The organism is Mannheimia cairinae (assembly GCF_028649535.1).
GTDB lineage: Bacteria > Pseudomonadota > Gammaproteobacteria > Enterobacterales > Pasteurellaceae > Mannheimia > Mannheimia cairinae.
The window spans coordinates 117916-144885 of the sequence record NZ_JAQSJE010000004.1; the positions used below are offsets into that span (position 1 = coordinate 117916).

28 protein-coding genes and 1 other RNA gene are annotated in these 26970 nt (G+C 37.9%); 6 read left to right on the plus strand and 23 right to left on the minus strand.

Annotated elements, in window-relative coordinates; translation table 11 throughout:
* Positions 1-238 precede the first annotated feature (238 nt).
* Positions 239-2176 (minus strand): monovalent cation:proton antiporter-2 (CPA2) family protein, encoded by a 1938-nt coding sequence (locus PTQ27_RS05230; protein WP_273747729.1) that lies wholly within the window; start codon positions 2174-2176, stop codon positions 239-241.
* Between the two features lie 62 nt (positions 2177-2238).
* Positions 2239-4779, minus strand: coding sequence for a class I adenylate cyclase (locus PTQ27_RS05235; RefSeq protein ID WP_273747730.1), 2541 nt, complete (start codon positions 4777-4779; stop codon positions 2239-2241).
* 271 nt (positions 4780-5050) lie between these two features.
* Here PTQ27_RS05235 and fabB point away from each other — a divergent pair, with 271 nt between their 5' ends.
* The gene (gene fabB, locus PTQ27_RS05240; RefSeq protein WP_273747731.1) at positions 5051-6268 is read left to right on the plus strand and encodes a beta-ketoacyl-ACP synthase I; all 1218 of its coding nucleotides are present in this window, start codon (positions 5051-5053) and stop codon (positions 6266-6268) included.
* A gap of 207 nt (positions 6269-6475) precedes the next feature.
* Here fabB and PTQ27_RS05245 read toward each other — a convergent pair whose 3' ends face one another.
* The gene (locus tag PTQ27_RS05245; RefSeq protein WP_273747732.1) at positions 6476-6835 is read right to left on the minus strand and encodes a helix-turn-helix domain-containing protein; all 360 of its coding nucleotides are present in this window, start codon (positions 6833-6835) and stop codon (positions 6476-6478) included.
* 15 nt (positions 6836-6850) lie between these two features.
* Entirely contained in the window at positions 6851-7150 is a 300-nt protein-coding gene (locus tag PTQ27_RS05250; RefSeq protein ID WP_273747733.1) for a type II toxin-antitoxin system HigB family toxin, read from the minus strand.
* 349 nt (positions 7151-7499) lie between these two features.
* On the opposite strand from PTQ27_RS05250, the gene PTQ27_RS05255 reads away from it, so the two are divergent.
* Positions 7500-7889: a hypothetical protein gene (locus PTQ27_RS05255; protein WP_273747734.1), complete on the plus strand. Its 390-nt coding sequence runs from the start codon at positions 7500-7502 to the stop codon at positions 7887-7889.
* A gap of 35 nt (positions 7890-7924) precedes the next feature.
* On the opposite strand, the gene PTQ27_RS05260 is transcribed toward PTQ27_RS05255, so the two are convergent.
* The 17 genes from PTQ27_RS05260 to ssrA all read right to left on the minus strand — a co-directional run bounded on the left by PTQ27_RS05260 (position 7925) and on the right by ssrA (position 19297).
* Positions 7925-8239, minus strand: a complete 315-nt coding sequence (locus PTQ27_RS05260) for a terminase small subunit-like protein (RefSeq protein WP_273747735.1) — start codon at positions 8237-8239, stop codon at positions 7925-7927.
* A 284-nt stretch (positions 8240-8523) separates the two neighbouring features.
* A complete protein-coding gene (locus PTQ27_RS11535; protein ID WP_273747736.1) occupies positions 8524-10209 on the minus strand; it encodes a DNA primase family protein in 1686 nt (561 codons plus the stop codon).
* 19 nt (positions 10210-10228) lie between these two features.
* Positions 10229-10468: a hypothetical protein gene (locus PTQ27_RS05270; RefSeq protein WP_273747737.1), complete on the minus strand. Its 240-nt coding sequence runs from the start codon at positions 10466-10468 to the stop codon at positions 10229-10231.
* A gap of 14 nt (positions 10469-10482) precedes the next feature.
* Positions 10483-10659: a hypothetical protein gene (locus PTQ27_RS05275; RefSeq protein WP_273747738.1), complete on the minus strand. Its 177-nt coding sequence runs from the start codon at positions 10657-10659 to the stop codon at positions 10483-10485.
* On the minus strand, positions 10652-11749 hold the full coding sequence (locus PTQ27_RS05280) for a host cell division inhibitor Icd-like protein (RefSeq protein WP_273747739.1): 1098 nt from the start codon (positions 11747-11749) through the stop codon (positions 10652-10654). Before PTQ27_RS05280 ends, PTQ27_RS05275 begins: the two co-directional genes overlap by 8 nt.
* Before the next feature lie 141 nt (positions 11750-11890).
* Entirely contained in the window at positions 11891-12169 is a 279-nt protein-coding gene (locus PTQ27_RS05285) for a terminase small subunit (RefSeq protein ID WP_273747740.1), read from the minus strand.
* Between the two features lie 14 nt (positions 12170-12183).
* On the minus strand, positions 12184-12516 hold the full coding sequence (locus PTQ27_RS05290; RefSeq protein ID WP_273747741.1) for a PM1773 family protein: 333 nt from the start codon (positions 12514-12516) through the stop codon (positions 12184-12186).
* 63 nt (positions 12517-12579) lie between these two features.
* Positions 12580-12939: a hypothetical protein gene (locus PTQ27_RS05295; protein WP_273747742.1), complete on the minus strand. Its 360-nt coding sequence runs from the start codon at positions 12937-12939 to the stop codon at positions 12580-12582.
* Between the two features lie 58 nt (positions 12940-12997).
* On the minus strand, positions 12998-13441 hold the full coding sequence (locus tag PTQ27_RS05300) for a hypothetical protein (protein WP_273747743.1): 444 nt from the start codon (positions 13439-13441) through the stop codon (positions 12998-13000).
* A gap of 5 nt (positions 13442-13446) precedes the next feature.
* Positions 13447-13734: a hypothetical protein gene (locus PTQ27_RS05305; RefSeq protein ID WP_273747744.1), complete on the minus strand. Its 288-nt coding sequence runs from the start codon at positions 13732-13734 to the stop codon at positions 13447-13449.
* An 11-nt stretch (positions 13735-13745) separates the two neighbouring features.
* Complete coding sequence (locus PTQ27_RS05310) at positions 13746-14483, minus strand: antA/AntB antirepressor family protein (RefSeq protein ID WP_273747745.1); 738 nt, start codon at positions 14481-14483, stop codon at positions 13746-13748.
* 11 nt (positions 14484-14494) lie between these two features.
* On the minus strand, positions 14495-14731 hold the full coding sequence (locus tag PTQ27_RS05315) for a helix-turn-helix transcriptional regulator (protein WP_273747746.1): 237 nt from the start codon (positions 14729-14731) through the stop codon (positions 14495-14497).
* Positions 14732-14904: 173 nt separating this feature from the next.
* Complete coding sequence (locus PTQ27_RS05320; RefSeq protein WP_273747747.1) at positions 14905-15783, minus strand: hypothetical protein; 879 nt, start codon at positions 15781-15783, stop codon at positions 14905-14907.
* A 532-nt stretch (positions 15784-16315) separates the two neighbouring features.
* The gene (locus PTQ27_RS05325; RefSeq protein ID WP_273747748.1) at positions 16316-16903 is read right to left on the minus strand and encodes a Panacea domain-containing protein; all 588 of its coding nucleotides are present in this window, start codon (positions 16901-16903) and stop codon (positions 16316-16318) included.
* A 71-nt stretch (positions 16904-16974) separates the two neighbouring features.
* Complete coding sequence (locus PTQ27_RS05330; RefSeq protein ID WP_273747749.1) at positions 16975-17130, minus strand: hypothetical protein; 156 nt, start codon at positions 17128-17130, stop codon at positions 16975-16977.
* A gap of 350 nt (positions 17131-17480) precedes the next feature.
* The gene (locus PTQ27_RS05335; RefSeq protein ID WP_273747750.1) at positions 17481-18722 is read right to left on the minus strand and encodes an integrase arm-type DNA-binding domain-containing protein; all 1242 of its coding nucleotides are present in this window, start codon (positions 18720-18722) and stop codon (positions 17481-17483) included.
* A 208-nt stretch (positions 18723-18930) separates the two neighbouring features.
* Positions 18931-19297: a transfer-messenger RNA gene (ssrA, locus tag PTQ27_RS05340) on the minus strand.
* A 159-nt stretch (positions 19298-19456) separates the two neighbouring features.
* On the opposite strand from ssrA, the gene rpoH reads away from it, so the two are divergent.
* Positions 19457-20419 carry an RNA polymerase sigma factor RpoH gene (gene rpoH / locus PTQ27_RS05345; RefSeq protein WP_273747751.1) on the plus strand — a complete coding sequence of 321 codons (963 nt, stop codon included), beginning with the start codon at positions 19457-19459 and terminating at the stop codon, positions 20417-20419.
* A 101-nt stretch (positions 20420-20520) separates the two neighbouring features.
* Positions 20521-20829: a DUF3144 domain-containing protein gene (locus PTQ27_RS05350; protein ID WP_273747752.1), complete on the plus strand. Its 309-nt coding sequence runs from the start codon at positions 20521-20523 to the stop codon at positions 20827-20829.
* Positions 20830-20860: 31 nt separating this feature from the next.
* Here the strand turns inward: PTQ27_RS05350 and PTQ27_RS05355 are convergent, their stop codons facing one another.
* Positions 20861-21400, minus strand: a complete 540-nt coding sequence (locus PTQ27_RS05355) for a KdsC family phosphatase (RefSeq protein WP_273747753.1) — start codon at positions 21398-21400, stop codon at positions 20861-20863.
* Between the two features lie 68 nt (positions 21401-21468).
* On the opposite strand from PTQ27_RS05355, the gene PTQ27_RS05360 reads away from it, so the two are divergent.
* Together PTQ27_RS05360 and typA are read left to right on the plus strand one after the other, a co-directional pair.
* A complete protein-coding gene (locus tag PTQ27_RS05360) occupies positions 21469-22155 on the plus strand; it encodes a YggS family pyridoxal phosphate-dependent enzyme (RefSeq protein WP_273747754.1) in 687 nt (228 codons plus the stop codon).
* Positions 22156-22316: 161 nt separating this feature from the next.
* Complete coding sequence (typA, locus tag PTQ27_RS05365) at positions 22317-24164, plus strand: translational GTPase TypA (protein WP_273747755.1); 1848 nt, start codon at positions 22317-22319, stop codon at positions 24162-24164.
* Between the two features lie 94 nt (positions 24165-24258).
* Here typA and pepN read toward each other — a convergent pair whose 3' ends face one another.
* The gene (gene pepN / locus PTQ27_RS05370; RefSeq protein WP_273747756.1) at positions 24259-26871 is read right to left on the minus strand and encodes an aminopeptidase N; all 2613 of its coding nucleotides are present in this window, start codon (positions 26869-26871) and stop codon (positions 24259-24261) included.
* Positions 26872-26970: the final 99 nt, after the last annotated feature.

Consider the following 26970-nt stretch of genomic DNA (forward strand, 5'->3'; position numbering starts at 1 on the left):
TAATGTTTTTAAATCAGAATTTAATTCTGATTTTTATTATAAAAACAGATTAAAATAAATTTTTGTATTTTTTTACTATCACTGTAAACTTTAGTGTACTTAATGATTGGTAAATTATTGGGTAAATTTACCCGCTTGTTAAAAGAAATGTGGTTAAGAGAAGAAAGTTAAGAAAACAGCCTAAGTTTATTTTTGTTAGAAATAGACTTAGGCTGTTAAGAACAGTTGCGTTTTACTGTTAATTAGACTTTGAGGTGCTATTTTCTTCAGTGAGTAGTATCTCTTCAGGTTGAGCTTCCTTTGCTACCTTTTGGATATCATCAAATTCAACTTCAGCAACTTCTACATTTTCCCCTAGCTCTTCGAGCATATCAGCAGTTTCTGCATTTAATGCTGTTCCTTCGTGTTGAGGGCTAATCCAAGGTGTTGGCACCCAATATTTTCGTACAACTTCTGCTGAGAAACCGTGTAATACTTCTTCATTAAAACGATCTGAATCCAGACGACGCACATAGTTAATAATTTCTTTTGCTTCGTGCTCGCTTGACCCAAGATGTTCGATGGCGGCTTGGCTCAAGGTAAGGGCAGACTCAAAAGTTTCACGAACATAATAATCAATATGGTGTTTTTTGACTAAATCTACAGCACTTTGGCGGTCAAATGTACGAGCAAAAATGGGTACTAGCGGATATTCTGATTTAATCAGTTCTACAATACGTTCTGTTCTATCTGGCTTACCTACACCAATAATAACGCAGTTTGCATTAGCTATGCCAGACGCTCGTAATACATCTAAACGTGCACCATCACCATAATATACTTTAAAACCAAAACGAGCAGCCGCACGAATATGATCCGTGTCAGAGTCAATAACTGATACGCTTAATCCTCTTGCTAATAAAACTTGGCAGACAATTTGGTTAAAGCGTCCAAATCCAATCACTAATACATTTGCTTCTAAGTCTTCTGGAACTTCAACCCCCGTCATATTTGGCGATTCATTTTTTGCTTTTTTCTTTTTCACGCCTTGTTTTATAAGTAGTAAAAGAGGGGATAGCAACATTGAAACAATAACCGCAGCAGTCAATGTTGCGTGATTATCTGGTGATAGAATCCCGACAGTTGCAGCAGCAGAGAAGAGTACAAATGCAAATTCCCCACCGTGAGCCATAATCGTTGTCCGCATAATTGATTCAGCAAGTGGTAGTCGGGTAAATACGGCAATCGTAAAAATTCCAACTCCTTTACCGATAACATAGACAGTTACAATTGCTAATAGCCATAACCAATTATTTAGTACAAGGCTCAAATCTAAAGACATCCCAACCCCCATAAAGAATAGCCCTAGTAGTAGCCCACGAAATGGCTCAATGTCGGCTTCTAATTGATGGCGGAATGAAGATTCAGAAAGCATAACACCGGCAAGGAATGCTCCCATTGCCATTGAAAGCCCACTGATTTCCATTAATAAGGCAGCACCAAGTACAACTAATAATGCAGCCGCTGTCATCATTTCTCGTACTTTTGCTTTAGAAATAACCCTAAAGACAGGATTGATCAACCATTTACCTGCAGCTATAAGTGTGAGTACAGCAACTAAGCTGATACCGATAGCCGCCCAATTTGTACTAGGCTCTTCACTTGCTTGACTTGGTGCAAGAAAAGCTACAGAAGCTAATAATGGTACAATCGCTAAATCTTCAAATAATAACGTTGCGACAATACGTTGGCCTTTAGGTGTAGAGTTTATCCCCTTATCCTCAAGCACTTGCATTACAATAGCAGTTGATGAAAGTGCGAACCCCATTCCTGCAATAAAAGCCACTTCTTTTGAGAACCCTAGCAGATAAATCCCTGCTAAAGTCAATAATGTTCCACAGGTTGCAACTTGTAGAAGACCTCTGCCAAAAATAGCTTTACGCATTGCCCACAGTAATTCAGGGTGCATTTCCAAACCGATAATAAATAGAAACATTACAACACCCAGTTCCGCCATATGCACGACGGCGGTAGGATCTTGAAATAATCCGATACCAGATGGCCCAACTAAACAACCAGCAACTAAGTAACCGAGTACGCTTCCTAATCCAACTCGTTTAAAAAGAGGCACGATAGTAACACTGGTTGCAAGCAGTACAACGGTTTTAACTAATTCTGGGCTCGCTAAACTTGACATATATTCTCACTTGTTCTTGATATATTTGATTTTTTATTCGCTCATATGATTTGAGCTTGTTTTTAATTATTTTGTTGTGCTAAATAATCTAAGTGCTGACGACTTTGATACGGCACAATACATATCTCATTATTGGGAGAGATAATTTGATAAAACTGTGGATAATTGAAGCTTCCAAAAGCAGAGCTAACTTCAGCATTTAATCGTTTTTCATTAAGTGACCGATTAATTTTTCTAATTTTCTCTTCTTTGTTGCCAGAGCAGTTATAATAACTTTCTACGCTATTGCGTTCATCGACGACATAAACATTAAAACTATTATTATCGTTATCTTCAAAGAAAAATTGCAGAAAACCTTCACTAGCAAATTCACTAATTTGGTAAGGAAATTCTCGTTTTATTTTTTCAAGAGCTTTTTCTTTTACTACTACATCATTTGCAATATTTTCTGAATTTTCAACCGCTTGTTCTTCAATTTGTTTCAAACCAATCGTTTGCTTATTAAAGACAAATTGCCAGGTTTTACCTGCAATTTTTAATGTATCCAGCTCAGTGGTTTGTAAAACACAGCCTGTTTGAATAGTGATACATTTATGAACTAAATCAGCCACAAACTCTCGTAACTGGCTTCTTAAACGTTTACTGTAGCAGAATACATTCACGGAACGAGGCGAAGCAGAACTTTGATATATCCGATTAGAGACTAATTTTAATGCTTTTAAAATAGCATCATCACCTTCGAAATGTTGTGTACGAATTTCATTCCAAACATTACGATAAATAATACTAACACTACCAACAAGCGGTTTTTGTGCGTTGCCAAAGTTAAACAAATCACTTTGATGTACTTTTTTAGGTAAATTAGGAATATCTTGAGTTGGATCTTGAGCTAGATTAATCGCAATAACTAAATTTCGAATTTCATTTGGGTGATGTAAATCATCATTTGTCATTTCTGGTGCTTGAATTGGAAATGATAAACGTAAATCGGTAATAAATTGGCGTAATTTTTCAATATTCAAATTACGGCTAATCGTATGTAAGTGGGTATTGGCATTAATGATACCGTTAAAATATCCCCAAGCAATGAGCTTAATCGGATTTTTATTATAATGAACATAACGGTTTTCAGAATCATATTGGCTCTTAGGTGCTTGATTAACTAAATACCAACCGGCTTGCATTGCACTTCCTTCTTTAGCCTCAATAAATGTCATATTTTGTTCAGCTAAATTTGAAGAAATTTTAGGATTGATTAGCGAAACCTTTCCTGGCAATGATTCAAACACGGAATAAAGTCTTCGCATTAAAATATCAATATCATTAGTCATAATACTCGGATTAATATGAAATTTTCGAGCAAAATGAATAAGATTACGATAACTTTGTAATAAATGATCGACTAACATTAGATCGTGATTCATTACTTGTTTGATTTTCCAATGTTGGCGATTAAGTAACAAAGCAGTTTGTTCTTCAGACCAAGACCACTGTGTTACAAGCTCTTTTAGATCATTTGAACGCCAATTTTTACTTGCTTCCCCTTCAATAGCTTTAGTATAAAAACAGACACGTAAGCGGTCTAATTTTATCCACTCTTTGCGACTAATAAGGTTTTCAGTAACCAGCTCAAGCATCGCTAAATAAGGATCAAAATGATATTGAATAGAAGCATCACTTAAAAGTTTCTGTTTAAATTCCTTTGAAATTAATTTCGTTTTTGGATAAGTATGAGCGTAACACTCTAACAGCAAAATTTTAATTGCTGATTTATATGGATTATTGATTCCTTTATAGAGTTGCCACAAGCTTGCACCAAAGAACTCGCTGGTAGAAAGGCTAGAAAAATCGCCAAAATCAACCCATTCATCCAAATTAATTTCAGGATTGTTTTTTACATTTTGGTAGTCGTTTTTATGCAAATGTAGCCAAAGCAATCGCTTTCCAGCCAATAAAATAGCAGAACGATAAAACTCATCTAACAAGAAAAAATGTTGGGCAGAACCACTATGTTCATCTGTTACGCCACTACTATAGGTTTGACTTTTAAACTGTTCTGGATTCATCAAGTAAATATTAATATCTACTTGAAATGTTTTTGCCCATTCTTGTAATTTAGCAATTTTAAGCTCCATCAGCTTATATTGTTCTATTGTCAAATTATCTGAATAACATAACCATAAATCGAGATCAGAAAGGCTGGTTTGGGTTATAGAACCGGTACTCCCCATTGAATAAAGAGCATCAAAATCAGCTTGATTTTCTAAATGATATGCAGAAATAGCTTCATCAAAGCTATACGACATTAGAAAATGCTTTTGATATTCGGAGAGTTCAAAATGCCAAATACCTTGAGGAGCATTCTCTACATAAGCAGGAAGAGCAGGATGGTTAAGGTGAATAAGCAAAGGAATAAGTGAGAATACGTGAGCGAAATTTTGATTATTTGCACTAATAGCTCTCTCAATACGGTACTCATTTAGCTTTGTAATTCTTGCTTTAGTAAAAGCTAACTTTTGTGCAAAACTATTCCCTGTTGCGGTTTCAGTCGCAACTTTATTTACAGCATCTATATGGTTTGCTTTAAGGGTTAATTCTTTCACGCTAAGTTTTCCTTACCAAAATGTGATCTGCTTAATATTTTATCTGAAAAGTTATCATTATGTAATTAACTTGGTTAAAAAAGTCGATAAATAGATGATTTTATTCTTTTTTGTCAAAAACAACTCGGATCAGCGTTTTATCCTTTTGAAAAGAGTTCAGACCAGTAACAAAATCGTGTAAACTAAGTAAGTTTTAGTAGCTTATTTGAGTGAACAAGTGTAAGCTGAATTGATATTTTCAGAACTTAAATGATGAAGGAAGCAAAACAAAATGAAAAGAGTCGTTATTACTGGTTTAGGTGTTATTTCAAGTATCGGTAACAATAAAGATGAGGTGTTAGCTTCATTAAAAGAAGGTAAATCAGGTATTGAGTTTGTACCGGAATTTGCTGAGGTTGGAATGCGTAGCCAAGTCGCTGGTACGATTAAATTAAATCCAGCGGAATTAATTGACCGTAAAATTTATCGCTTTATGGGTGATGCAGCGGCTTACGCTTATCTTTCAATGAAAGAAGCGATTGAAGATTCAGGTTTAACAGATGAACAAGTTTCAAATGATCGTACAGGGCTTGTGATTGGTGCAGGTACAGGTTCTGCCCATAGCCAATTAGTCGCTTGCGATGCAGTACGTAGCCCACGTGGCGTGAAAGCGGTTGGGCCATATGCTGTTACAAAAACAATGGCATCAAGTGTTTCTGCTTGTTTAGCAACTCCTTATAAAATTCGTGGTGTAAACTATTCTATTAGCTCAGCTTGTGCAACTTCAGCACACTGTATTGGGCACGCAATGGAGTTAATTCAATTAGGTAAACAAGACATTGTTTTTGCTGGTGGTGCAGAAGAACTTTCTTGGGAATGTGCAACTGAATTTGATGCAATGGGGGCTGTTTCAACGAAATATAATGATACACCAACCAAAGCAAGCCGTGCTTATGATGCAAACCGTGATGGTTTTGTAATTGCCGGTGGCGGTGCGGTTGTTGTTGTTGAAGAACTAGAACACGCTTTAGCTCGTGGTGCAAAAATTTATGCTGAAATCGTAGGCTATGGAGCAACTTCTGATGGTTACGATATGGTTGCACCAAGTGGTGAAGGTGCTGAGCGTTGTATGAAACAAGCAATGGCAACAGTGAATGGCGATGTAGAGTATATCAACGTACACGGCACATCAACCCCAGTTGGTGATGTGAAAGAGTTAGGTGCAATTCGCAATGTATTTGGAGATAAAAAACCTGCTATTTCTTCAACAAAATCAATGACGGGACACTCTCTAGGTGCAGCAGGAGCTCACGAAGCAATTTACTCATTATTGATGCTAGATAATGATTTTATTGCTCCTTCAATCAATATTGAAACTCTAGATGAGCAAGCAGAAGGCCTAAATATCGTAACAGAACGTCAAGACAAAGCACTAACAACAGTAATGTCTAATAGCTTTGGTTTTGGTGGAACGAATGCGTGTTTAGTATTCCAAAAATATCAAGGCTAATCGTACAATTAGTATTGCCTAATAAATGCCGATAAAGGCTAATAATTATTTAAGGACTGTTTTCGATATTTAATCAATTCAGTCCTTTTTATTTTAGGCTATTACTCCTAAAATCTTTGGATTAGATTGGTTGTATGGGGCTTTTAGGGACAGTAAAAAAAGCCGTTAATTTGCATTAACGGCTAACTTAGGTTTCTGTGTAGAGGGCTAAACTTGAATAAGCACATCAGCCCCAATCCCTAGCTTACTATGTAATTTTCTAATCATATTCAGCGTAAGCGGTCTCGTTTTATTAAAAATCTCATATACCCGGTTAGGCTTACCGATAATATTATCTAAATCTTTAATTTCTAGCCCTTGCTGGTCCATTCTAAACTTAATTGCCTCAATAGGGTCTGGCAGTTCGATTAGATAATGTTTGCTTTCATAGTTTTCAATAAGGCTAAGCATAACATCAAAATAATCTAACTCATCATCAGTTAATTCATCTTCTCTATCAAAGAACGGCTCAATGGCTTTTAGTGCGTTTTGATAGTCAGTATCAGTTCTAATTGGTGTTATATTCATTTGCTTACCTCTATTCTATAATTCTACTTCATCAGCATTTATACGGTCATATTCAGTATGCGTGCCTATGAATTTGATATATACCGCCCCTAGTCTAAAAGCTACCGCCACAATCAAACGATGATTATTTCCTTTAATATTAAATACCACTCTGCGATTTTTAAGAATACTCGCATTTTTATATTGTGCTTTAATATCGTGTGCGGTTTGCCAGTTTGCCTTTCTTACTTCCGCCACCCACGCTTTTAAAGGTTGCTCTGTTTCAGGGTGCTTTGTGTAGTAGTCAATAAGTGTTGATGTTGAGATAATTCTCATAATTGCCCCTATCCAATATAATGGTATTATAATCCCAATATGGGACTAGATAAAGGTTTTTATACAATTTATATAATAAAAAAGCCTTGAACTATTGAAATTCAAGGCTTTTTAGGTATCTATAGAACTCTATAGGGCTGGGGTCATCTGAATTACATGCGGTAGAGCCTTGTAACATAAGGATTGTTGTGAAATTGATCTTTCAGGATATAACTAAACGTATAACTAAAATCAAAAGTCACCCCATTAAACAGAATGTTTTTTAATCATAAAATCATGATGTAAGGATAAATCCTAAATTCAAGTTGTCTATATGACAGAAATTACTCAAACCTAACTAGGAGAATATATGAAAATTAAGTTAAGTAAATTGTTTATGACTGGTCTTACTGGTTTAGCTGTATTATCAGCTACATCTATGGCTAGTGCTGCACAAGATTGTAAGATGACAAATGTCAAGTTTAAGAAAGGGGCTTATTCAGCAAGCTATAATGGTAAGGTTAAAGGTTGGCAATGCGTATCTTATAAGTTTTCAGCAAAACAAGGGCAAACACTAAATGTAAATTTGACAACTAAAGGAAATGCTGAAGCTGTACTTTATGACGCTGACGATTTTATTCAAGATCAACCGTATTTGCTTCCTAAAACTGGCTCATACGAAATTAGAGTTTTACAGCCTAAAGCAGCTGCAATAAAAAATAAGACCTCATCTTATAACGTTAATATTGAAATCAGATAATCATCTATACGGCTCGGAAGAGCCGTTTATTTTATTCATCTATGCACTCTAGCCGATAGTTTTCCTACATACCATTTCAAGCTATCAATTTGTAATCGGCTCGCCTTTAATGTTTCTTCTGTCGCACTATCCGCAATCTCTAGCACTCTATCAAGGTAGTATTCTAATCGCCATTTCATCGCTTGGCGATATTGTGCGTTAAAGTCAGGATATTTATTCAACCAACGGAATATAGTCGATTTATTAGGCATACTCGGATTATCGCAAATAGAACGTAAGCTAGCCCCATTTGCTATTTGTTCGCAAATGCTATTGGCTATTTTAGGTTGATAGGTTGTTGTTCTTGGCATAGTGTTTTTCTGGTCGCAATATTAGGGGCATTATATCGCAATTTCAGATTAAGGCTTGGTTCTGTTTTGCACTCAATGATGATTTAGGTCACATATACATTTAGAACAAAATTAAACAGTTAAAAGTTTTTTTGCTTTTTTCTGTCACTTGTCACTTTTTGAGGGGTAAAAGCCTTATGGCACAAGGCTTCAAGGGAAGTGATAAAAGAAGTGATAGAAGTGATAGAAGTGATAGAAAGTGATAAAAAAGCCCCTAATTCGTCATTAAGAGCTTGGTAGTTTGGTTAAGTCCAGTTTGTAATACTGTGTTTTAGAATAACGTTTGTATAGCGTGTTCCGTCTAATATTCTCTCGGTTAGCTCTCCTGTGCCTATCTCCTTGAGGGCTGATTTAAACGCTTCTCTAAATGCCCCTAGAGGTAATATATCTTTTGGCTTTAGATTTTGACAACCTGTGAAGTAAAGATAAGCGTTATAGATTGCTTTATCTGTTGCGAGTGGGCTTCTAGTACTTCCCCATGGCAATCCTTTTGCCGGCGTAATCTCGAACGCTTGAGCGAACTCTACAAGGTGGTTTCCGTTTGCTTTGATCGCTAGGCTATCTGAATTTTCTTTGTACGCTTCTAGAATGAGCCTCGCTTCTTCAGGATTAGGAAATCTCTCAAGTAATTTGTGTACTATGCCATAAATTTCTTTCTGAACCTTTTCAATAAAATAAACGTCTTTTTTCTCTAGCGGTATTTTTCGAGTAAAAGGGATAATCACTCGCCTACGTTGTATCGCTCCGCTTCTATCGTTAAAGCTCATGGCATGATTGGTAAGCATAAGGAAGCACGCATTGATTTTCACATCTTGGGGAGCTTCATATAAATGGCGTACTCGTATTATATCGCCCCCTGTCAGTCGTTTTAAATCCTCAGCACTCCCTCTATATGGCTCTTGATCTGAACTATACGCAAGGCTTTTCCCAATTAAGGTCGCTCTGTGCTTTTCATCTTCCATTTCATTTAAAGTAATGAAAGCCGTGTTTGCTTTTCCGTTTAAGAGTGTCGCAATCATACCCATTACGCTTTTACCCGCTCCCCCTACGCCAGTAGCTTCAATAAATGTAGCCCATTGGTGGCGGTTAGTCAGAATCATATATAAGCCTGCTAGAATAGCTTCACGCTTGCTTTCATCGTTTTCCGTCACAAAGGACAGCCAATCATCAAAATAAGGCGTATCTGTTGCAATGGATAATTCAAATGGTTCAATTCCTCTTAAATGTAGGTCGATATTAAGCGGTAATAGCTCTCCAGTCAGTTTATTTAAAGCCGTATTCGTAAAGCCTGTGATATGCGGATTGGCTCTAGGTAATTCATCAAGCTTGATTTCTAGTAAGGCAATAATTCTACTGATTTTATCGGCGGTGTAGTTTTGCTCATATTCATCTAGAAAATCCGCCAATCGTCTTTTTAAATGATGAGTGCCTATTGCTTCCCAATATACGCCATTAAATGCGTAAATCATTTGAGTGTCATAATCGCATTTTAAAGGCTTATTGAACCATTGCTTGAATAGCTGAATAAGCTCTAGCTGTGTTGGGGCTTCGGGTATCTCAAGCGGTTTGTGTTCGCTTTTAAGCTCACTTCTCAAGCGTGAAATATAGTTGCTTGCGTTTTCCTCAAACTGTAAGGCTTCATCATAGAAAGCAACGGTTTCAACGGTTGAATGCTTGGCTAGGTTTTGACAAATAGCATTCTTATCGCTTTCTGTGAGTTCTCCCGCTCGATATATTGATACTGTGCCTACATCTACCGCTAATTTTAATCGGTCAATGTCTTTTAGTTGTGTATCGCCTAGTATGATAGGTTGATAATTAGCTTCGGCTTTCGTCCATTCAAGAATCGTTTGCTGCTTGGTTTTATTCCATGCTGTCGAACCTGCGATGATATAAGCCTCATAGGGCTTGCCTTTAGGTTGCTTGCTCACATTAGGGGCATTCTTTAATTTAGCCATTGTTGCCCCCTATATCTTCCGCCATATCTTCTAGGTAGTCATCTAACATTGCTTTGGCTGAATCTAGGCTATCAAATGCACTTTGTATCGTTTCTTCTTTCGTGAGCGTTTGGGATTTATCTTCCCCACGATATACGCAACCTTTACCAGTCAGGGCAATATTTAAAAAAGCGTGGGCTGTATCTATTTCGTGCTTAATATCTGCTAAGTCACGTATTACTTGTTTACACATAATATCCCCCTTTTTTATAGCTCTTCTTCAAGTGTCATTACGCCATCTAAAATGAATTTTGAAATGCATCTGACAGTAGTTTGAATTGTGATAGGATCAGCTTTTTCTAAATCAGCATTGGAAATGATTTCAGCCATTGCTTGTGCTTGCCATAATTCTGATAAAGCGTTTTTGATTTCAACCTTACGCATATAAGCCTCCTTTTTCGCTTGTGATAGTAATTGCTTCTAGGTCATGGAAACCAAAAGCATTTCTTGCTTTTCTTTGCTCTATCTCGGCTTTAATTTGATTAGCACGATCAAGAGATACATTCACAGCACAGTCAAAAGTTGAGCCGTCTTTGTGGGTTAGGATAACGCTATATAGCGATTTAGCGGTGTTGCCGCTAGGGGATTGGGTTAGATTTTTCATATTTGTAACTGTTTTTAGTGAGTGATTGAAAGGATATATCGCTAATAGGTGCGATACGGTCTCAACTACCGCAGTTACACGGCTAGCCTTATTCGTCCAATTGCTTGGCTTATCTCGGCTTATCAACCGTACCGCAAATTCTGAATAGATCTCGGGTGTAGTATTCCCGTGATTTTGTTGAATTCGAGATACAAAAAAATCGCAAATCTTACGGGTGCGATTGCCGGTAACTGTTTTAGTAGTGCTTTCATCATAACCGCAACCGCCAGCATTTGGCAATCTGTTATTTTGTTCAGGGGTTTGACAAGCGGTCTGATTTGCTCGGAATTTTGCAATAGGACGGTCAAGCAATAGACGATAATCCGCAGATAGCTGTAAGCGTGCTTGCTCTTCGCTGTCGGCTTGAATGTATAAGGTTTCTTGATTGTAGGTGTGCTTAGTGCGGTTTAAGCATAGGAATTTGTAGATCATAGCTAATAGCTCCGTGTAGATTGTAGGGGCTACCGCTAAACTTCTCAGGGTTTGGGCGGTAACGTGTAACGGGCTGAGAAACTGCGATACACGGGACACAGCAAAGGGCGAACCTTTCCCATTACACGCTACCATTGAGAGAAATGCCACAATGCGAATCTGCATTCTGTTTTCTTTAGGTGTGCGTGTGCTACGAACAAAAAAAGCACGAGTTAAAGGCGTGCTACTGTTCGCCGTGTATAAATTATTCGAGTTCTCAGGCTCGGTTGTAGATTTTGCTACAACGACTAAAGCATAAATCTGTAATAGCCATTTGTTAAGTGAAAAAAATTCAATTATTGATTGTTTATAATGAACAAAATTAATATTTGTTCTAAAATAGGTTTGATAACTTTTCATTTTGTGTCCTTATCCCTAGCTGTGTATGGCTAGGGATTTTTATTTACTGTTTAGGTAAAGTTTTCCCTTTTTGGGTAATATTTCTTACCTGTTTTGGGTAATGTTGTCGAAAAAAAAGCAGGGTTTTATAGGGGATCGTTTTTAATCTCTCTCACCCTCTAACCATTCCGCCACCAGTGAACCTCGCCTAAATCTTGGCAATGCTTTGCCCTGTGCTTTACGCTCTATAATCAGCTCTTTTACTCGGGCAAATACTCGATAATCATTCATCATACCGCTTGCCCTTGCTCGCATTGAGTGCGGTTTCATTGTGCCTGTGTTAATGGTTTGATAGGCTCTTAATTCGTTACCGCATTCAACATAAGCAAGGCAAAAGGCTTCTTGCTTCGGTGTCAGGGTTTCTGATCGTATTCTTGGCATTTGATAACCTCTTATCACACATTAAAACGATTTAAAATCTGCTGTTCTTGTTCAGTAGTGATAGCTGTTTCCCCTCGTAAATTTGCCTTATGGTTGAGGTAACTAATAACCTTTTGGGCTGTTTTGCGGTCGGGTAGAGTGTAGAACGTGCAACGCTTGCCATTAGCGGTCTTAGTTTGGTTATGCCATAGCTTAAGCCCTGTTTTGTTCTCAAAATCGCTGATATAGGTTCTAGGGCTGTTAATCCAATACTTAAAAGAGTATTCAAGGTCTGAAATACCATTCTCATTAAGTACCACTTCTAGCAATACTTTTTCTTCGTTCGTTTGTTCGCTTTGTTTTTTCATTTTGTCTGTCCTATATTTTGTGTTCCCTACTTTTTCGGGATTTCCCTACTATTTCGGGATGTATCATGCGTTGTTTTTTATTGGTGTGTATGGTGTCGGCTCGTAATCGCCATTCTCAACGTTAGCAACGTGTAAGGTGGTTTCTTCAAGCTGTTTGATTAAATACCTTGCCCCATTACGAAAAGCCTTAAAATCGCTGTTCTGGTTGCTTTTCTGCGTGGTATTGCTAGCCTTTAATTCATTAATCAGAACAAGCCCCATTTTCAACCGCTCGGCTAATTCCTTGCATTCTTCCGCTAATGCCTTTTTGAAGTGATAACAGTCGGGATAGTCTGTTTTACAACGTTCAATCGCTATTTTGTTCAAGGCGAAAAGACGATTAGTTTGCGGATAGGTTTTAAAGTTTGGTTTGAGTGTTTTCATTTTCCTTGTCCTTCTTCAATACGGACCGTAATAGGACCGTTCTTTGGAGTGAGTTTGCTCATTCTTTCCCCTCTTTCATTCGTTTTTCAGTAAAGGCTAGATCGATTCCTTTACGATATTCTTTACTCATCATTTCTTTAGTGATTTTGTTTCCGTGTTGATCGATAAATGGATTTATTTGCTGCGGTGGCGGAAGCTTGTTAATTTCCGCCACAAGGTCATCATTCACTAATAGGGGAGTAGCGGTTAGTTGTTGATGATAGGCAATGATAGCGAGAGCTTCTAAAAAGCCTGTAGCTCCCGCCATTTCAATATTGATATGGTCGTCTAGGTCAAGAGAAAGCACCCCAATAAAAAATGGGTTGCCGTTATCGTGGTATAGTCGTTCAATTCGGATATGCGGAAAACCTAAAAAGCTCAATGTTGCTTTGATAGGCTCATTCATTAAAGCGGTAATACCCGGTAAATTTAATTCGTGTTTTAATGTGTTTTTTGTTTTCATCTTGTTTAATTCTCCATTCTCTCCGCCACTTTTAGCAGCTTATTGAGTTGTTTCTTTAATATGCCTACCGTGATTAAATCGTTTTCTATTGGCATTACCTTGTATTGCTTCTCTAGTGCCTCTATTCGCCTACCTAGCATTATTAAAAGCTCGAGCAGGAGGTAAGGCTCATTATCTGAATACAGGCTTAAAAACGTGAATAATGGCGTTTTATTGCCTTTGTTGTTTTCTAGATAATGGCGAATAGCTAACCGCATTAAAACGGGGTTTTGTTTTGCTATAATGCACCGCATTATTTGCCTCGTTACTTCTGATTAAATTTAACTGCTAACATCTCAGCGAGCTTGCTCTTGCGTTGCTGATAATCGGATATTCCCATATCAAGCAACAAACTATCGGCTTGCTCTAGATATTCCAGTTTGAGCAACTGCTCGATATTAAGAGCGTTTCTTGTATCGCCTATGATGTTGTGAGCCTGTCGCCAGTGATGAACATTCATACCCAATAGCACATTCATTAGCATTTTTGCTTCATTGATATAGTGCTTTTGGCTTGTTGCCTTACCCTCTCTTTCTCTTGCTTGTTCAAGTGAGTTACACATTCGCTTGAATGGGGTTTTTACTGCCTCTCGGTCTTTATGCCATTGTTGGCGATACTGCATTACATCATCAGGTGCAATCTGTGATAGCCGCTCTTCACATTGAATAAAGTATTTTCTCGCTAATTTCCCTTGCTCGTTTCGCTCTAACATAGCTAATTCTTTAGCCATTGATACGGTCAGCAAATACTCATTGCGTTTACTTGCACCTCTAACGCCTTGTTTACGATTCATAATTTTATGAAACGTAAAATAATCCTTATTTTTCTCAAAGAAACCTGCTTCAATCGCTTTTACAATCCAGTCCGCAAAGTGCTGTTTGCTCTCTAAGAATTGCCATAATTGGCGACCATCAACTAATTGTTTGATTTCTCCTTGATGTTGTTGCGTAACAATCGGTAAGAATTCGGTTAATTGAGTGGCTGAATAATTTTCTGCTGTCATTGGCAACCTCCCTATACTGTTCTGCTATTCGCTAGTGATTGAATAAATGCGTTGATTTCACTCTCTAGATAACCAACCGAATTTGCTCCTAGTTGAATCTTCTTCGGGAAGTCAGGGCGATAGCGTTTAGATTTCGGATTTTGCCAGTCTGAAAAAGTGGTTTTGCCTACGCCTAATTTTTGGTGTGCGTGAAGTGGGCGGATAATGCGAACATTATCGGTTGAATGAGTAGTTACACTTTCGGTCATTGTTTTTCCCCTATACTGTTGAATTGGAATTGAAATGCTTAAACCGTGAAAGGGTATAAGCGGTTTGGATAGGGGTATTTTGAGAGAACTGAAATTTTAGGTATTGGGAATTCCTAAGTATTCCCAAAAATTTAGATAATAAAAAAGGGCATTTCTGATCTGCCCATTAAGATTTAACGATTAAGATAGTTTGATAATGTTTTTGTATCAGGTATAGAATAATGCAGTTCTTGCCCTGTTTCTCGTTCTATTTTTGCTTTCAATTTGTACAGATAAGAATTTAATCCGCTTGCCGTGAGCTTATCCCCTTTTTTCGGTAAATCATCAAAAGAAAGGCTCATTAATTTAAGAACATCTGCTACTTTATCGGGATTTACAGCTTTTTGTCGTTGTAACTGCCGGTAAAGTTCACGCCCTTTTTCTAGTCGATCTTCAGCGTCTTTTTGGGCCATTTTGGCTTGTTGTACTTGAATTGCCATTGATTGAAGCGCTAAATCACTATCCCTAGTTTTACTTTCTGCATTTGCTAAATCTGTTTTTAGATTGGTATTTTCAGCAAGTAATTTTTGATATTCTTTACTCATTCTTTCATATTCAATTAAATCAACAATAGGCTTTAATTCTTCATCGTGAAAAATGGTTTTAGGGCGATCATTGGGGTAATGTTCAGAAATAAAGGCTTTTAAATCTTTAATCCAAAAATAACGTCTATCATAAGCAACGTGATCAATCATAGGATTTCCTTTATTATCCTTTCTTATATTGCCTAGATAGTCAGTAAGAATTTCCCCTCCTTCTCCATGTTCCCTAACAACCCTTAGTTTACCTTCACTGATTGCTCTATTTAGCATTCTAGTTTTTTTTTCTAAACAAGGGATATAAGGGTGGCTATAAATACTTTGTGATATTCTTGATGTTAATTTTACTTCATCTGATAAATCATCAAATCTCACTCCGCACCATAATAAAGCGCCTTCTGTGTATGGGATAAGCTCATAATCTACAACTGAACACTCAGGTAAAGAATTATAGTAATGTTGTGTTTTTGCCATTATCTAACTAACGCCCCTATGCGCTGCCTTTATGTGAGAGCGTGGAAAGAGAAATAAAGGGCTTTCTCCTTTCGTTTTGGTAGCTACTCCGCCACTATCCACGCTAATTTGAATAAATCCGTATAGATACGGATTGAACCTAATAGGTTGTATTTTACCAATTATTCATAAAAATCCCAAACAAAAAGACTGTGTTTTATTACAGTGAATAAAAATAGGTTTAGATGCGTGCTGAACTTCATAAGAGTAGGGGAGTAGAGGGAATAAAAAAGCCGCCAATATTTCAATCAGCGGCTTATTAGAGTTATAGAATATTCATACAGGCATTTTGATTTATTGCATTTTTCAGAAAACGCTTATATCTAGGGGCTTTTCGTCTTTTATACTTGAACAACTCACACTTAAAATCATATCTTCTTTACCAGTTTCTCCATCAAAACAAGGATCAGTAAGTAAGATATACAAGTGTTTATAATTGTTCTCTTCTTTTCCGTAGTTAGTTGGGCGAAGAATTGTAACTTGTCTTGTTATATTAGGCATTGTTTGAACCGCTTAAGAGTTTTGCCATTGCCTCTTGTTCTTCTAATTGCTCTAATATATTTTCAATCTCACTTTCTGTTTTGCCTAAATGAGAGAGTAAGGTTTTTAAATAAATAGGCTTACTTCTTCCTTGAGGCTCTTCCCACTCTGGAATGTATTTAGGGTTGTGGGTATATTCAACTAAAGCGAAAGGCTTAAAGCCTCCAAATTTAGCAAAGATTTCATCTAGAATTTCTGTGTCACTTTCAGAAAGGCAATCAAAAAAGTATTCATCAGTTGTATCTATTTCTTTTCTAAGGCTAATTTTATGATCTTCTTTATCCGCTATCCATTCACCCCATATACTTGCCTTTTGGTAAATGCTAGCCTCTTCGCCTCTCATTAAGTTAAGTGTATTACTTAATATAGGACCATATGGCAAAGAGTAATATTCATCATTTGAAATTGAATAATTGTATCTATCCCAAGATAATCTGTCGGCAAGATAGAGTAGTTTCATCGCTTTGATATGCTCCATTGTGCCGCCAGCCTTATTTAATAAATAAGCCGTTGCTTGAGCTATCTTTAGTTCATCAAACATTATTAAATCTCCTATTGCCTAGTAACCTAACTAGGTTATTTTATTCATGTGTTATAAAGATAAATTACAACTTAATAAACTTGTATAGGTTTTGGTAATGCTTTATAGGTTAAATTATGGCTCGGCTCTGGGCGTTTTAGAGTTTCTGTCCGTAGGGTTCGTTTCCCCTCTAAATGCTCCTTCATTGCCGTTAAGCCTTCTAATAAATCATCGTATAGTGTCGTCATAATATCTCCCTATAAAGCTTTGATTAAATCAATGAGAATATTCAATGATTATAAAAGAATCTCAATTTTTCAATAGGTGCTATTGCATTTAGATATTCTCAATTCCTAAAATTTTCAGAAATTTTTTATCATTTACCCCTGTTTTATCACTTCTATCACTTGTTATCACTTCCTCTATCACTTCCTTACTTTCCTTATTTATCAAGGCTTGAAAGGGTATAGAAGTGATAAGTGACAGAAAAGTGGAAAAAAATAGGTGTCGTATTTTTTTAATATATTTAGACAATAAAAAAGCCGTCAAGAAATCATCTTAACGGCATTATAAGCGGTCGTATTTGGCGGAAGCTTCACTAAGCTACTTTTAAATGATATTGAGGCAAGCTACCTTGTGAGCATTCCTCTACAAAATCAGCCCATACTTGAAGAAGTTTAAAGCGTTGCTCTAGCCGTTCACCCCTGTCGTATGCCGCCTTTATCCTGTCTGAGTTCATATGCGATAAAGCAACCTCTATTAAATCGCTGTTGTAACCTTTCTCATTAAGATAGGTTGAGGCAATCGAGCGTAAGCCGTGAGCAACTAGCTTTCCTTTATAGCCCATTCTCTTAATCGCTCCGTTAGCGGTTTGGGGGTTTACGTGTGTTTGTGGATTTTTGACACTCGGGAATAAATATTCCTTACCGCCACTTAATTTTTTAATCTCTCGTAAGAGTGCAACGGCTTGCCGTGAGAGCGTGATTTTATGCTCTATGCCTCGCTTCATGTTTTCGGCTGGAATAGTCCATAACTTTGCCCTTTCGTCTATATCCGCCCATTTTGCTTTTGCTGCTTCATTTGGGCGTGTCATAGTGAGTAACTGCCACAAAATTAAATAGCGTGTTTGTAAATGGATTTGTGCATTCTGTAAGGTATATAAGAACTCCCCTAAATCTTCCGGCTTGATTGTTTTAAAATGCTCTACAGTCGGGCTATCAAATTCTTTCGCAATATTGGCGGTAGGGTTAGCCGGTATCATTTCACGATGTAAAGCAAAGGTCATTATTTCGTTATGCTTTTGAATCGTCCGCTTTAGCTTCTCTAGCTTGCCCTCGTCTTGATAGCGTTTAAAGGCTTTAATCGCCATCGGTGCGGTTATATGCGTGATAGGCATTTTTCCAAAATGGGGGAGTAGGTTATTTTTGATTAAGGCGATCACGTCTTTTTGGTAATTATCCGAAAAGTTTTTCTTGGTTTTGCGGTGTTCTAACCAAGCCCACGCCACATTCTCATAAGTTGTATTGAGCTCATTAGCCCTCGCTTGTGCTTGTTCTTGGCGGTGGATTTGAGGATCGATATTTTGAGCAAGCAAGACATTAAACACATCTCTAGTTTGTCTTGCTTGTTGTAATGAAATATCGGGATAACTCCCAATGCTAATTAAAGCTCGCTTCTTCGGGGTAGTATACGGCTTGTAATAGTTAAATCGCCACAACTTAGATCCGTTAGGCTTTATCAGCAAATAAAGTCCTTTGCCGTCAGACAATGTATATTCTTTTTCTTTGGGGCTAGCTTTATCTAGCTGTGTATTTGTGAGAGGTGTCGTCAATCGTGCCATAAATTCCCCTTGAGCCTTGAATAGCAAAGCTTAACCATGATTTTAGTTATATGGGATTAAAGTTTAGATATACCGTATAACTAAACATATAACTAAAATCTTCGGATTTGATTGTATCTTATAGGTACGGATAGGACAATAAAAAAGCCTTGAACTATTGAAATTCAAGGCTCTTTAGGTATCTATAGAACTCTATAGGTTTACAATTTGGTGGAGCTGGGGGGATTTGAACCCCCGTCCGAAATTACTCTACCTTCAGCACTACACGTTTAGTCTCGTCTTTAATTTCATTAATTGACTGCGGACAGACACGCCATCAAAAAACTAGCTTTATTCAATTTAGTGCTTCGATCCTAAAGCGGCGGCTTCAACACGATCTCGTTTTGGGTGACTTATCTTTACCCTCGTCTTACGAGCGGAAGCTGAGGAGATAAGGCTTTAAGGCAGGTTATTAAGCTGCTAAAGCGTATTGTTCGTCGTTTGCGACTATTATTTTGCGGTTTATTTACGAGGCCTACCGCACCTCGACGTGCACCTTGGGCTTCGCTAATCCCGTCGAATCCAAAATCAGCCCCAAAAGTAGAACTATTCTAAAGGAAAGCGGGCTACTTTGCAAAAAAATTTGCGAATTTTGCTGGAACTCATTACTTTACTTAGTATCTATATAAAATAGCATACGATTAAGACGAACACTGTTATAATAACCAGACAACTTGTAGTTTAAGAGAGACAGAATGAAAAAGTTTGAAGAAAACGATATTGAAGATGCAGAGATCATTGAAGCGGAGGCTGTCGAACCAGATGAAATTGATGAGGAAGGCAACTCTTCGGTAGAGGCGATGCACCCTGCTTTAGTCGCTGGTTCTATGCCTGTGCCACAAGGGAATTTAGATAGCTATATCCGAATGGCGAATCAATATCCGATTCTAACGGCTGAGCAAGAGAAAGAGCTGGCTGAGCGTTACTACTATGATGAAGATGTAGAGGCGGCAAAACAGCTGATTTTATCGCATATGCGTTTTGTTATTCATATTGCCCGTGGTTATTTAGGCTATGGCTTGCCATTGGCAGATTTAATTCAAGAAGGCAATATCGGCTTGATGAAAGCGGTAAAACGTTTTGACCCCAATGTTGGCGTGCGTTTAGTCTCTTTTGCGGTACACTGGGTAAAAGCAGAAATTCACGAATATGTGTTGAAAAACTGGCGAATTGTCAAAGTGGCCACCACCAAAGCACAACGTAAACTGTTTTTCAATTTACGTAAAAATAAAAACCGCTTAGCGTGGTTTAATGAAGAAGAAATTAAAAAAGTAGCGGACGATCTTGGTGTGTCGGTGGAAGAAGTGCGTGAGATGGAATCTCGAATGACAGGGCAAGATCTTGGTTTTGATTTGCCAGCAGGCGAAGATGACGATGAGTCTTATGCTCCTTCTATGTATATTGAAGACGACAGTTCTAATTTTGCGGACGATTTAGAAGACGAAGAGCATAACGGGCAAGCAACTGCTCAGCTAGCGTATGCACTTGCAACGCTTGATGAACGTAGTCAAGACATTATCAAAACCCGCTGGCTAGATGATAATAAAGCGACTTTACAAGATTTGGCGGATAAATATAGCATTTCAGCCGAGCGTGTTCGCCAGCTTGAGAATGCAGCTCTTAAAAAGATCAAAGATGCAATCACGCTAGACGATTAATTTTTTAACTTACAAGCGGTTGTTTTTTTGTAAAATTTTGCAAAAAAATAACCGCTTGTATTTATTTTTTAAAGAGATGAACACCTATTATTGAGGATATTATGATTAAGATTACAGACAAACAAATTGACCCAACCTTTTACCAACGTGCAGACGGCTTTATTAATATTGCCAATGCTCATTTACAAAATATTGCCCCAAACCAAGTAAGTAATGCGATGCTATTTGCCTGTGCCCGTTTTAACGCTTATGTTGCTTCAAGTAAAGCGGAATATAAGCAACAATTAGTGGACTCCAAAGATGAGGTAATTCAATATTTTGTTGAACAATATAAAGAGATGCTAACTGCCAATTTGGAAGAATATATCAATAATTTTGAGCGATATATTGAGGGCAAAAAAGCAGATTAAGAATTATCCCGTGTAAAACGGGATAATGTGGCTACTGAGCCATTTTCCCCGCAATAGTCAAAAAACCGTCGGCGGTTTTAAAAATTTCGCTAAAGCCTTGGGCCTCTAAAATGCGGTCGGCTACTTCACGAAAAGCACCTTCGCCGCCGGCTTTCTCTAAAATCCAATCGGCTTGGTCTTTTACATAATCGTGGGCATTGCGTGGGGCAATCGCCAATACGCAAGCTTCAAAGGCAGGTAAATCAAGGGTATCATCGCCAATATAGGCGGTTTGTTCGGCGGTTACACCTGCTTGTTGCATTAACTCAAAGCAAGCAGAGCGTTTTTCCATTTTGCCTAATAACGCTAAATCAATTTTTAACACCTCTAAACGCTTACGGAGCAGAGCGGTATCGCCACCCGATAACACTGCTACCTTAATGCCACAACTTTGTAGCATTTTAACACCTAAGCCATCGTGAACGTGGAAGCGTTTCATCACCTCCCCTTCATCGGTGTAGTACATTCCACCATCGGTTAAAACACCGTCCACATCGGTAATGACTAATTTAATCTTGGTTAGGTCTAACATTTTTTTGCCTCAAATATGATATGATTTTGCCTTAGTTTACCAAAAGAAGTGAAATGAAAGGAACGGAAATGTCAATTTCAATGAATTTAGCCCAAATTCATCAACAAATTCAGCAAATCTCAGTCCAATATCATCGCTCGAATGTGCGATTACTGGCTGTATCTAAAACCAAACCCGTGCAGGCGATTGAAGAGGCAGTTGCCGCAGGGCAAACTGCCTTTGGCGAAAATTATGTGCAGGAAGCGGTCGAAAAAATCGAATATTTTGCAAATAGAAACGACCTTGAATGGCATTTTATCGGGCCTTTGCAATCGAATAAAACCAAGCTGGTAGCAACCCATTTTGATTGGATTCAAACGGTCGATAGGCTAAAAATTGCTGAGCGTTTAAATGTACAACGTCCGCAAGAAAAAGCACCGCTGAATGTATTAATTCAAATTAATATTAGCGATGAAGAATCCAAATCTGGCATTGAACCCGAAGAAATGCTGCCACTTGCGAAAGCGATTTCACAGTTGCCTAACCTTAAATTACGTGGGTTAATGGCAATTCCAAAGCCAGAAAGTGAGCCAGAGCAACAAAAAATCGCCCTTTGCAAAATGCAGCAACTTTTTCACCGCTTGCAGGCAGAATTTGACGGCATTGACACGCTTTCAATGGGAATGTCTGACGATATGGCGGCAGCGATTGAATGTGGCTCAACAATGGTAAGAATTGGTACGGCGATTTTTGGGGCGAGAGATTATAGTCATTAACTTATATGATTTTAGAATTTGCAAAAACTTTTACAAATTCTACCGCTTGTTTTGTAGTCAACTTGTGAAAAACTCTGTATAATCACGCCTCCTAATTTCTTGACTCTCGCCAGTTTTGATGGGCGAGAGTTTTTATTTTGACTTAACTTAAAGATATTCAAATGCAAAATGTAGATATTTCAAAATTGCGTAATATTGCAATTATTGCTCACGTTGACCACGGTAAAACAACGCTGGTTGATAAACTTTTACAACAATCAGGTACTTTTGGCGAAATGCGTGGTGATGCCGACGAGCGTGTAATGGACTCAAACGATCTTGAAAAAGAACGTGGTATTACTATTCTTGCAAAAAATACGGCGATTAACTGGAACGGCTATCATATCAATATCGTAGATACTCCGGGGCACGCAGACTTCGGTGGTGAAGTAGAACGTGTGCTTTCAATGGTAGATTCTGTACTTTTAGTGGTAGATGCTTTTGACGGCCCTATGCCACAAACTCGTTTCGTAACACAAAAAGCCTTTGCACACGGTTTAAAACCAATCGTGGTTATTAACAAAGTTGACCGCCCAGGTGCTCGTCCGGATTGGGTTGTGGATCAAGTATTTGATTTATTCGTAAACTTAGGGGCAACCGATGAGCAATTAGATTTCCCAATTATCTATGCATCTGCATTAAATGGTGTGGCGGGTTTAGAGCACGAGGAGCTAGCTCCTGATATGACCCCATTATATGAAGCGATTGTAGAGCACGTTCAACCGCCAGAAGTGGAATTAAACGCACCATTCCAAATGCAAATTTCACAATTAGACTATAACAACTATGTGGGTGTAATTGGTATTGGTCGTATTAAACGTGGTTCTGTAAAACCTAACCAAGCAGTAACGATTGTAGATAGCGAAGGTAAAACTCGCCAAGGCAGAATTGGTCAAGTACTAGGCCATTTAGGTTTACAACGTTTTGAAGCAACAGAAGCTTTTGCTGGCGATATTATTGCAATTACCGGTTTAGGTGAATTAAATATTTCAGATACAATTTGTGATATTAATGCTGTGGAAGCATTACCGGCTTTAACTGTTGATGAGCCGACAGTAACCATGTTCTTCTGTGTAAATACCTCGCCATTCTGTGGTCAAGAAGGTAAATTTGTCACTTCACGTCAAATTCTTGAGCGTTTAAACAAAGAATTAGTGCATAACGTAGCATTACGTGTAGAAGAAACACCAAACCCAGATGAATTCCGTGTTTCAGGCCGTGGTGAATTACACTTATCGGTATTAATCGAAAATATGCGTCGTGAAGGTTATGAATTAGCGGTATCTCGCCCGAAAGTAATCTATAAAGAAGAAAACGGCAAAAAACAAGAGCCATTCGAGCAAGTAACTATTGATATTGAAGAACAACATCAAGGTTCGGTAATGGAAGCGTTAGGTATCCGTAAGGGTGAAGTAAAAGATATGATTCCAGATGGCAAAGGTCGTACTCGTTTAGAATATGTGATCCCAAGCCGTGGTTTAATCGGCTTCCGTAACGAATTTATGACAATGACATCAGGTACAGGCTTACTTTACTCAACATTCAGCCACTATGATGATGTGAAACCGGGTGAAATCGGTCAGCGTAAAAATGGTGTGCTAATTTCTAATGCAACAGGTAAAGCATTAGCCTATGCGTTATTCGGTTTACAAGAGCGTGGTAAGCTGATGATCGACCACGGTGTTGATGTGTATGAAGGTCAAATTATCGGTATTCACAGCCGTTCAAACGACTTAACGGTAAACTGTTTGCAAGGTAAAAAACTAACCAATATGCGTGCATCAGGTAAAGATGATGCAATCGTATTAACCACTCCAGTTCGTTTCTCACTTGAGCAAGCATTAGAGTTTATTGATGATGACGAATTAGTGGAAGTAACACCGCAATCGGTTCGTATCCGTAAACGTTTATTAACGGAAAACGACCGTAAACGTGCAAGCCGTACTACAACGAGTACTAGTACACACTAATTAAAAAGTGCATTGTCCTTAAGTATTAAGGGCTATAGATAAACAAAAAGGCTGATTTCAACAGAACTCAGCCTTTTCTATTTTCAGTATAAGCCTAATCTAGCGCTTTTTCGATTTTCTCGAACAGATCTCTAGCCAAATTATCTAACTCACGCAAACGCTCTAAACCACGACGCATTAGTGTTTGGCGTTGGTTATCGTAACGAGAGAGTTTAATTAATGGCTCAATTAAACGAGCGGCAACTTGTGGGTTACTTTCGTTAAGCTTAATTAAAATATCAACTAAGAAACGGTAGCCTGAGCCATCTACTGCGTGGAAGGCTTTTAGATTTTGACTACAGAATGCACCGACTAACGCACGCAAGCGGTTTGGATTATTAAAGTTAAAGCTTGGGTGTTCTAATAAGTTTTGCACAATCGCTAGTACATTTTCATCTGGTCGGGTTGCTTGTAGCATAAACCATTTATCCATAACTAAGCCATCGTGTTTCCATTTCTGTTCAAAATTAGCTAAAAGAGTATCTCGGCAACTTAATTGAGCTTTTGTTGCCGCTTGTAGTGCCGCTAGAGTATCGGTCATATTATCGGCATTGTTGTAATGTTTATGCACAAGAATATTGCCTAAATCGGTAAAGGCTAAATAGTGTAAGCAAACATTACGTAATGCTCGTTTAGCAATGTCTTCTGCTACAACTTGGTATTTATCGCATTGATTTTGGTTATAAACCGTGAGTAATTTCTCTTGCAGTGCTTGGGCGATAGAACCTTGCATAAATTCACGTACTAGTGAAATACCAGTAGGATCAATCGTTTTAAATGATTCTGCAAATTCCGTCTCTTTTGGTAACGTTAAAGTTAAAGCCGTTAGTTCAGGATAGGTGGCAGAGTTATCTAACACAAAAGTTAATGCATCAATTAAGCTTTCAGAAAAATCAAGCGGTTGATTTTGCTGATAACGGCTTAAATTATCACGTAGCTCTTTAGTGTAGAGCATTTGTGTAACATCCCAACGAATAAAATCATTTTCTGCGTATTTTAATAGTGTGAGCAGCTGCTCAGTTGTGTAGTTATAATCTAAACGAACAGGGGCAGAAAAATCACAAAGTAGTGCTGGCACAGGACGTTGCGTTACATTATGAAATTCAAAGGTTTGATGTTCACTTGTTACATCTAATACATCGCTTACCGTTAATAATTCATACTGTAAAGGTAAACGCTTGCCGTCATTCTCTCCATATAAAGCAATTTTAAGTGGAATGTGTAAGTTTAATTTTTCTAACTGATCATTTGTTGCCGGTGTCATTTGGGAAATATGTAGGCGGTAGGTTCTACGTACTTCATCATATTCATCAGAAATAGTCAGCTCTGGTGTGCCTGATTGGCTATACCAACGGCGGAACTGCTCTAAATTAATACCTGAGGCTTCTTCCATCGCTTTAACAAAATCTTCGCAAGTGGCAGCCGAACCATCGTGTTTTTCAACGTAGCGTCTCATTCCTGCTTGGAATTTTTCTTCGCCTAAAAGGGTGTGAATCATACGAATGACTTCTGCACCTTTTTCATAAACGGTTACGGTGTAGAAGTTATTCATTTCAATCACTTTTTCCGGGCGGATAGGGTGTGCCATTGGGCTGGCATCTTCGGCGAATTGAACAGCACGTAATAAACGTACATCTTCAATACGTTTTACCGAGCGAGACCATAAATCAGAAGTGAATTCTTGATCACGGAATACAGTTAAGCCCTCTTTTAAGCTTAATTGGAACCAATCACGGCAGGTAATGCGGTTGCCTGTCCAGTTGTGGAAATATTCGTGGGCAATCACAGATTCAATATCTAAATAATCGGTATCTGTTGCGGTTTCTGGTTTAGCTAACACGAATTTAGAGTTGAAAATATTCAAGCCTTTGTTTTCCATTGCTCCCATATTGAAGAAATCAACAGCAACAATCATATAAATATCTAAATCATATTCTAAGCCGAAACGATCTTCGTCCCATTTCATTGAGCGTTTTAAGCTTTCCATTGCCCAAGGAGCACGGTCTAAATTGCCACGATCAACATAAATTTCTAAGGTAACTTCACGTCCGCTTTTAGTAATGAATTTATCTTGTAATAAATCGAAATCACCCGCAACCAAAGCAAATAAATAGCTTGGTTTGAAGAACGGATCTTGCCATTCTACCCAATGTCTGCCATCGCTTAATTCGCCTTGTGCAATGCGGTTACCATTAGAAAGTAAGAATGGATATTTACTCTTACTAGCGGTTATTTTTGTCGTATATTTTGCAAGTACGTCTGGGCGGTCTAGCATATAGGTAATTTGGCGGAAACCTTCTGCTTCACATTGTGTGCAAAGTCCATCGCCAGATTTATATAAACCTTGTAAAGAGGTATTTTGAGCAGGGTTTAATGCCGTTTCAATTTCAAGCTCAAATTTATCTAAAGCTTGTTCGGCTAAATCTAAAGTTAAAGATTCTTCATCTTTTTTGTAAGCAGTGAAAGGTTGTCCATTGATTTTAATCGAAAGGAAATCAAAACTATGACCATCTAAGCGAAGTGTTGTTGATTCTGCATTTTTACGCTCAACAGTTAATTTTGAGGTAACGAAAGTGCGATCAGGATCTAATTGAAAATCAAGATAAATATCGGTAATTGTGAAATCAGGTGCTCGGTAGTCTTTTCTTAATTTGGCTTTAGGTTGCATAGGATTTCCTTTCATTTAGAGAGCGAATATTTGCTCATAGAATAGTAGTCAGTATTGTACTAAAATCATTGCAAATTTTCCAAAAAATATTACCGCTTG

Excerpts from the sequence above, each read along its gene's own strand:
- PTQ27_RS05230 (WP_273747729.1), bottom strand. The coding sequence starts at position 2,176 with ATGTCAAGTTTAGCGAGCCCAGAATTAGTTAAAACCGTTGTACTGCTT.
- fabB (WP_273747731.1), top strand. The coding sequence starts at position 5,051 with ATGAAAAGAGTCGTTATTACTGGTTTAGGTGTTATTTCAAGTATCGGT.
- PTQ27_RS05245 (WP_273747732.1), bottom strand. The coding sequence starts at position 6,835 with ATGAATATAACACCAATTAGAACTGATACTGACTATCAAAACGCACTA.
- PTQ27_RS05250 (WP_273747733.1), bottom strand. The coding sequence starts at position 7,150 with ATGAGAATTATCTCAACATCAACACTTATTGACTACTACACAAAGCAC.
- PTQ27_RS05255 (WP_273747734.1), top strand. The coding sequence starts at position 7,500 with ATGAAAATTAAGTTAAGTAAATTGTTTATGACTGGTCTTACTGGTTTA.
- PTQ27_RS05260 (WP_273747735.1), bottom strand. The coding sequence starts at position 8,239 with ATGCCAAGAACAACAACCTATCAACCTAAAATAGCCAATAGCATTTGC.
- PTQ27_RS05270 (WP_273747737.1), bottom strand. The coding sequence starts at position 10,468 with ATGTGTAAACAAGTAATACGTGACTTAGCAGATATTAAGCACGAAATA.
- PTQ27_RS05275 (WP_273747738.1), bottom strand. The coding sequence starts at position 10,659 with ATGCGTAAGGTTGAAATCAAAAACGCTTTATCAGAATTATGGCAAGCA.
- PTQ27_RS05280 (WP_273747739.1), bottom strand. The coding sequence starts at position 11,749 with ATGAAAAGTTATCAAACCTATTTTAGAACAAATATTAATTTTGTTCAT.
- PTQ27_RS05285 (WP_273747740.1), bottom strand. The coding sequence starts at position 12,169 with ATGCCAAGAATACGATCAGAAACCCTGACACCGAAGCAAGAAGCCTTT.
- PTQ27_RS05290 (WP_273747741.1), bottom strand. The coding sequence starts at position 12,516 with ATGAAAAAACAAAGCGAACAAACGAACGAAGAAAAAGTATTGCTAGAA.
- PTQ27_RS05295 (WP_273747742.1), bottom strand. The coding sequence starts at position 12,939 with ATGAAAACACTCAAACCAAACTTTAAAACCTATCCGCAAACTAATCGT.
- PTQ27_RS05300 (WP_273747743.1), bottom strand. The coding sequence starts at position 13,441 with ATGAAAACAAAAAACACATTAAAACACGAATTAAATTTACCGGGTATT.
- PTQ27_RS05305 (WP_273747744.1), bottom strand. The coding sequence starts at position 13,734 with ATGCGGTGCATTATAGCAAAACAAAACCCCGTTTTAATGCGGTTAGCT.
- PTQ27_RS05310 (WP_273747745.1), bottom strand. The coding sequence starts at position 14,483 with ATGACAGCAGAAAATTATTCAGCCACTCAATTAACCGAATTCTTACCG.
- PTQ27_RS05315 (WP_273747746.1), bottom strand. The coding sequence starts at position 14,731 with ATGACCGAAAGTGTAACTACTCATTCAACCGATAATGTTCGCATTATC.
- PTQ27_RS05320 (WP_273747747.1), bottom strand. The coding sequence starts at position 15,783 with ATGGCAAAAACACAACATTACTATAATTCTTTACCTGAGTGTTCAGTT.
- PTQ27_RS05325 (WP_273747748.1), bottom strand. The coding sequence starts at position 16,903 with ATGTTTGATGAACTAAAGATAGCTCAAGCAACGGCTTATTTATTAAAT.
- PTQ27_RS05330 (WP_273747749.1), bottom strand. The coding sequence starts at position 17,130 with ATGACGACACTATACGATGATTTATTAGAAGGCTTAACGGCAATGAAG.
- PTQ27_RS05335 (WP_273747750.1), bottom strand. The coding sequence starts at position 18,722 with ATGGCACGATTGACGACACCTCTCACAAATACACAGCTAGATAAAGCT.
- rpoH (WP_273747751.1), top strand. The coding sequence starts at position 19,457 with ATGAAAAAGTTTGAAGAAAACGATATTGAAGATGCAGAGATCATTGAA.
- PTQ27_RS05350 (WP_273747752.1), top strand. The coding sequence starts at position 20,521 with ATGATTAAGATTACAGACAAACAAATTGACCCAACCTTTTACCAACGT.
- PTQ27_RS05355 (WP_273747753.1), bottom strand. The coding sequence starts at position 21,400 with ATGTTAGACCTAACCAAGATTAAATTAGTCATTACCGATGTGGACGGT.
- PTQ27_RS05360 (WP_273747754.1), top strand. The coding sequence starts at position 21,469 with ATGTCAATTTCAATGAATTTAGCCCAAATTCATCAACAAATTCAGCAA.
- typA (WP_273747755.1), top strand. The coding sequence starts at position 22,317 with ATGCAAAATGTAGATATTTCAAAATTGCGTAATATTGCAATTATTGCT.
- pepN (WP_273747756.1), bottom strand. The coding sequence starts at position 26,871 with ATGCAACCTAAAGCCAAATTAAGAAAAGACTACCGAGCACCTGATTTC.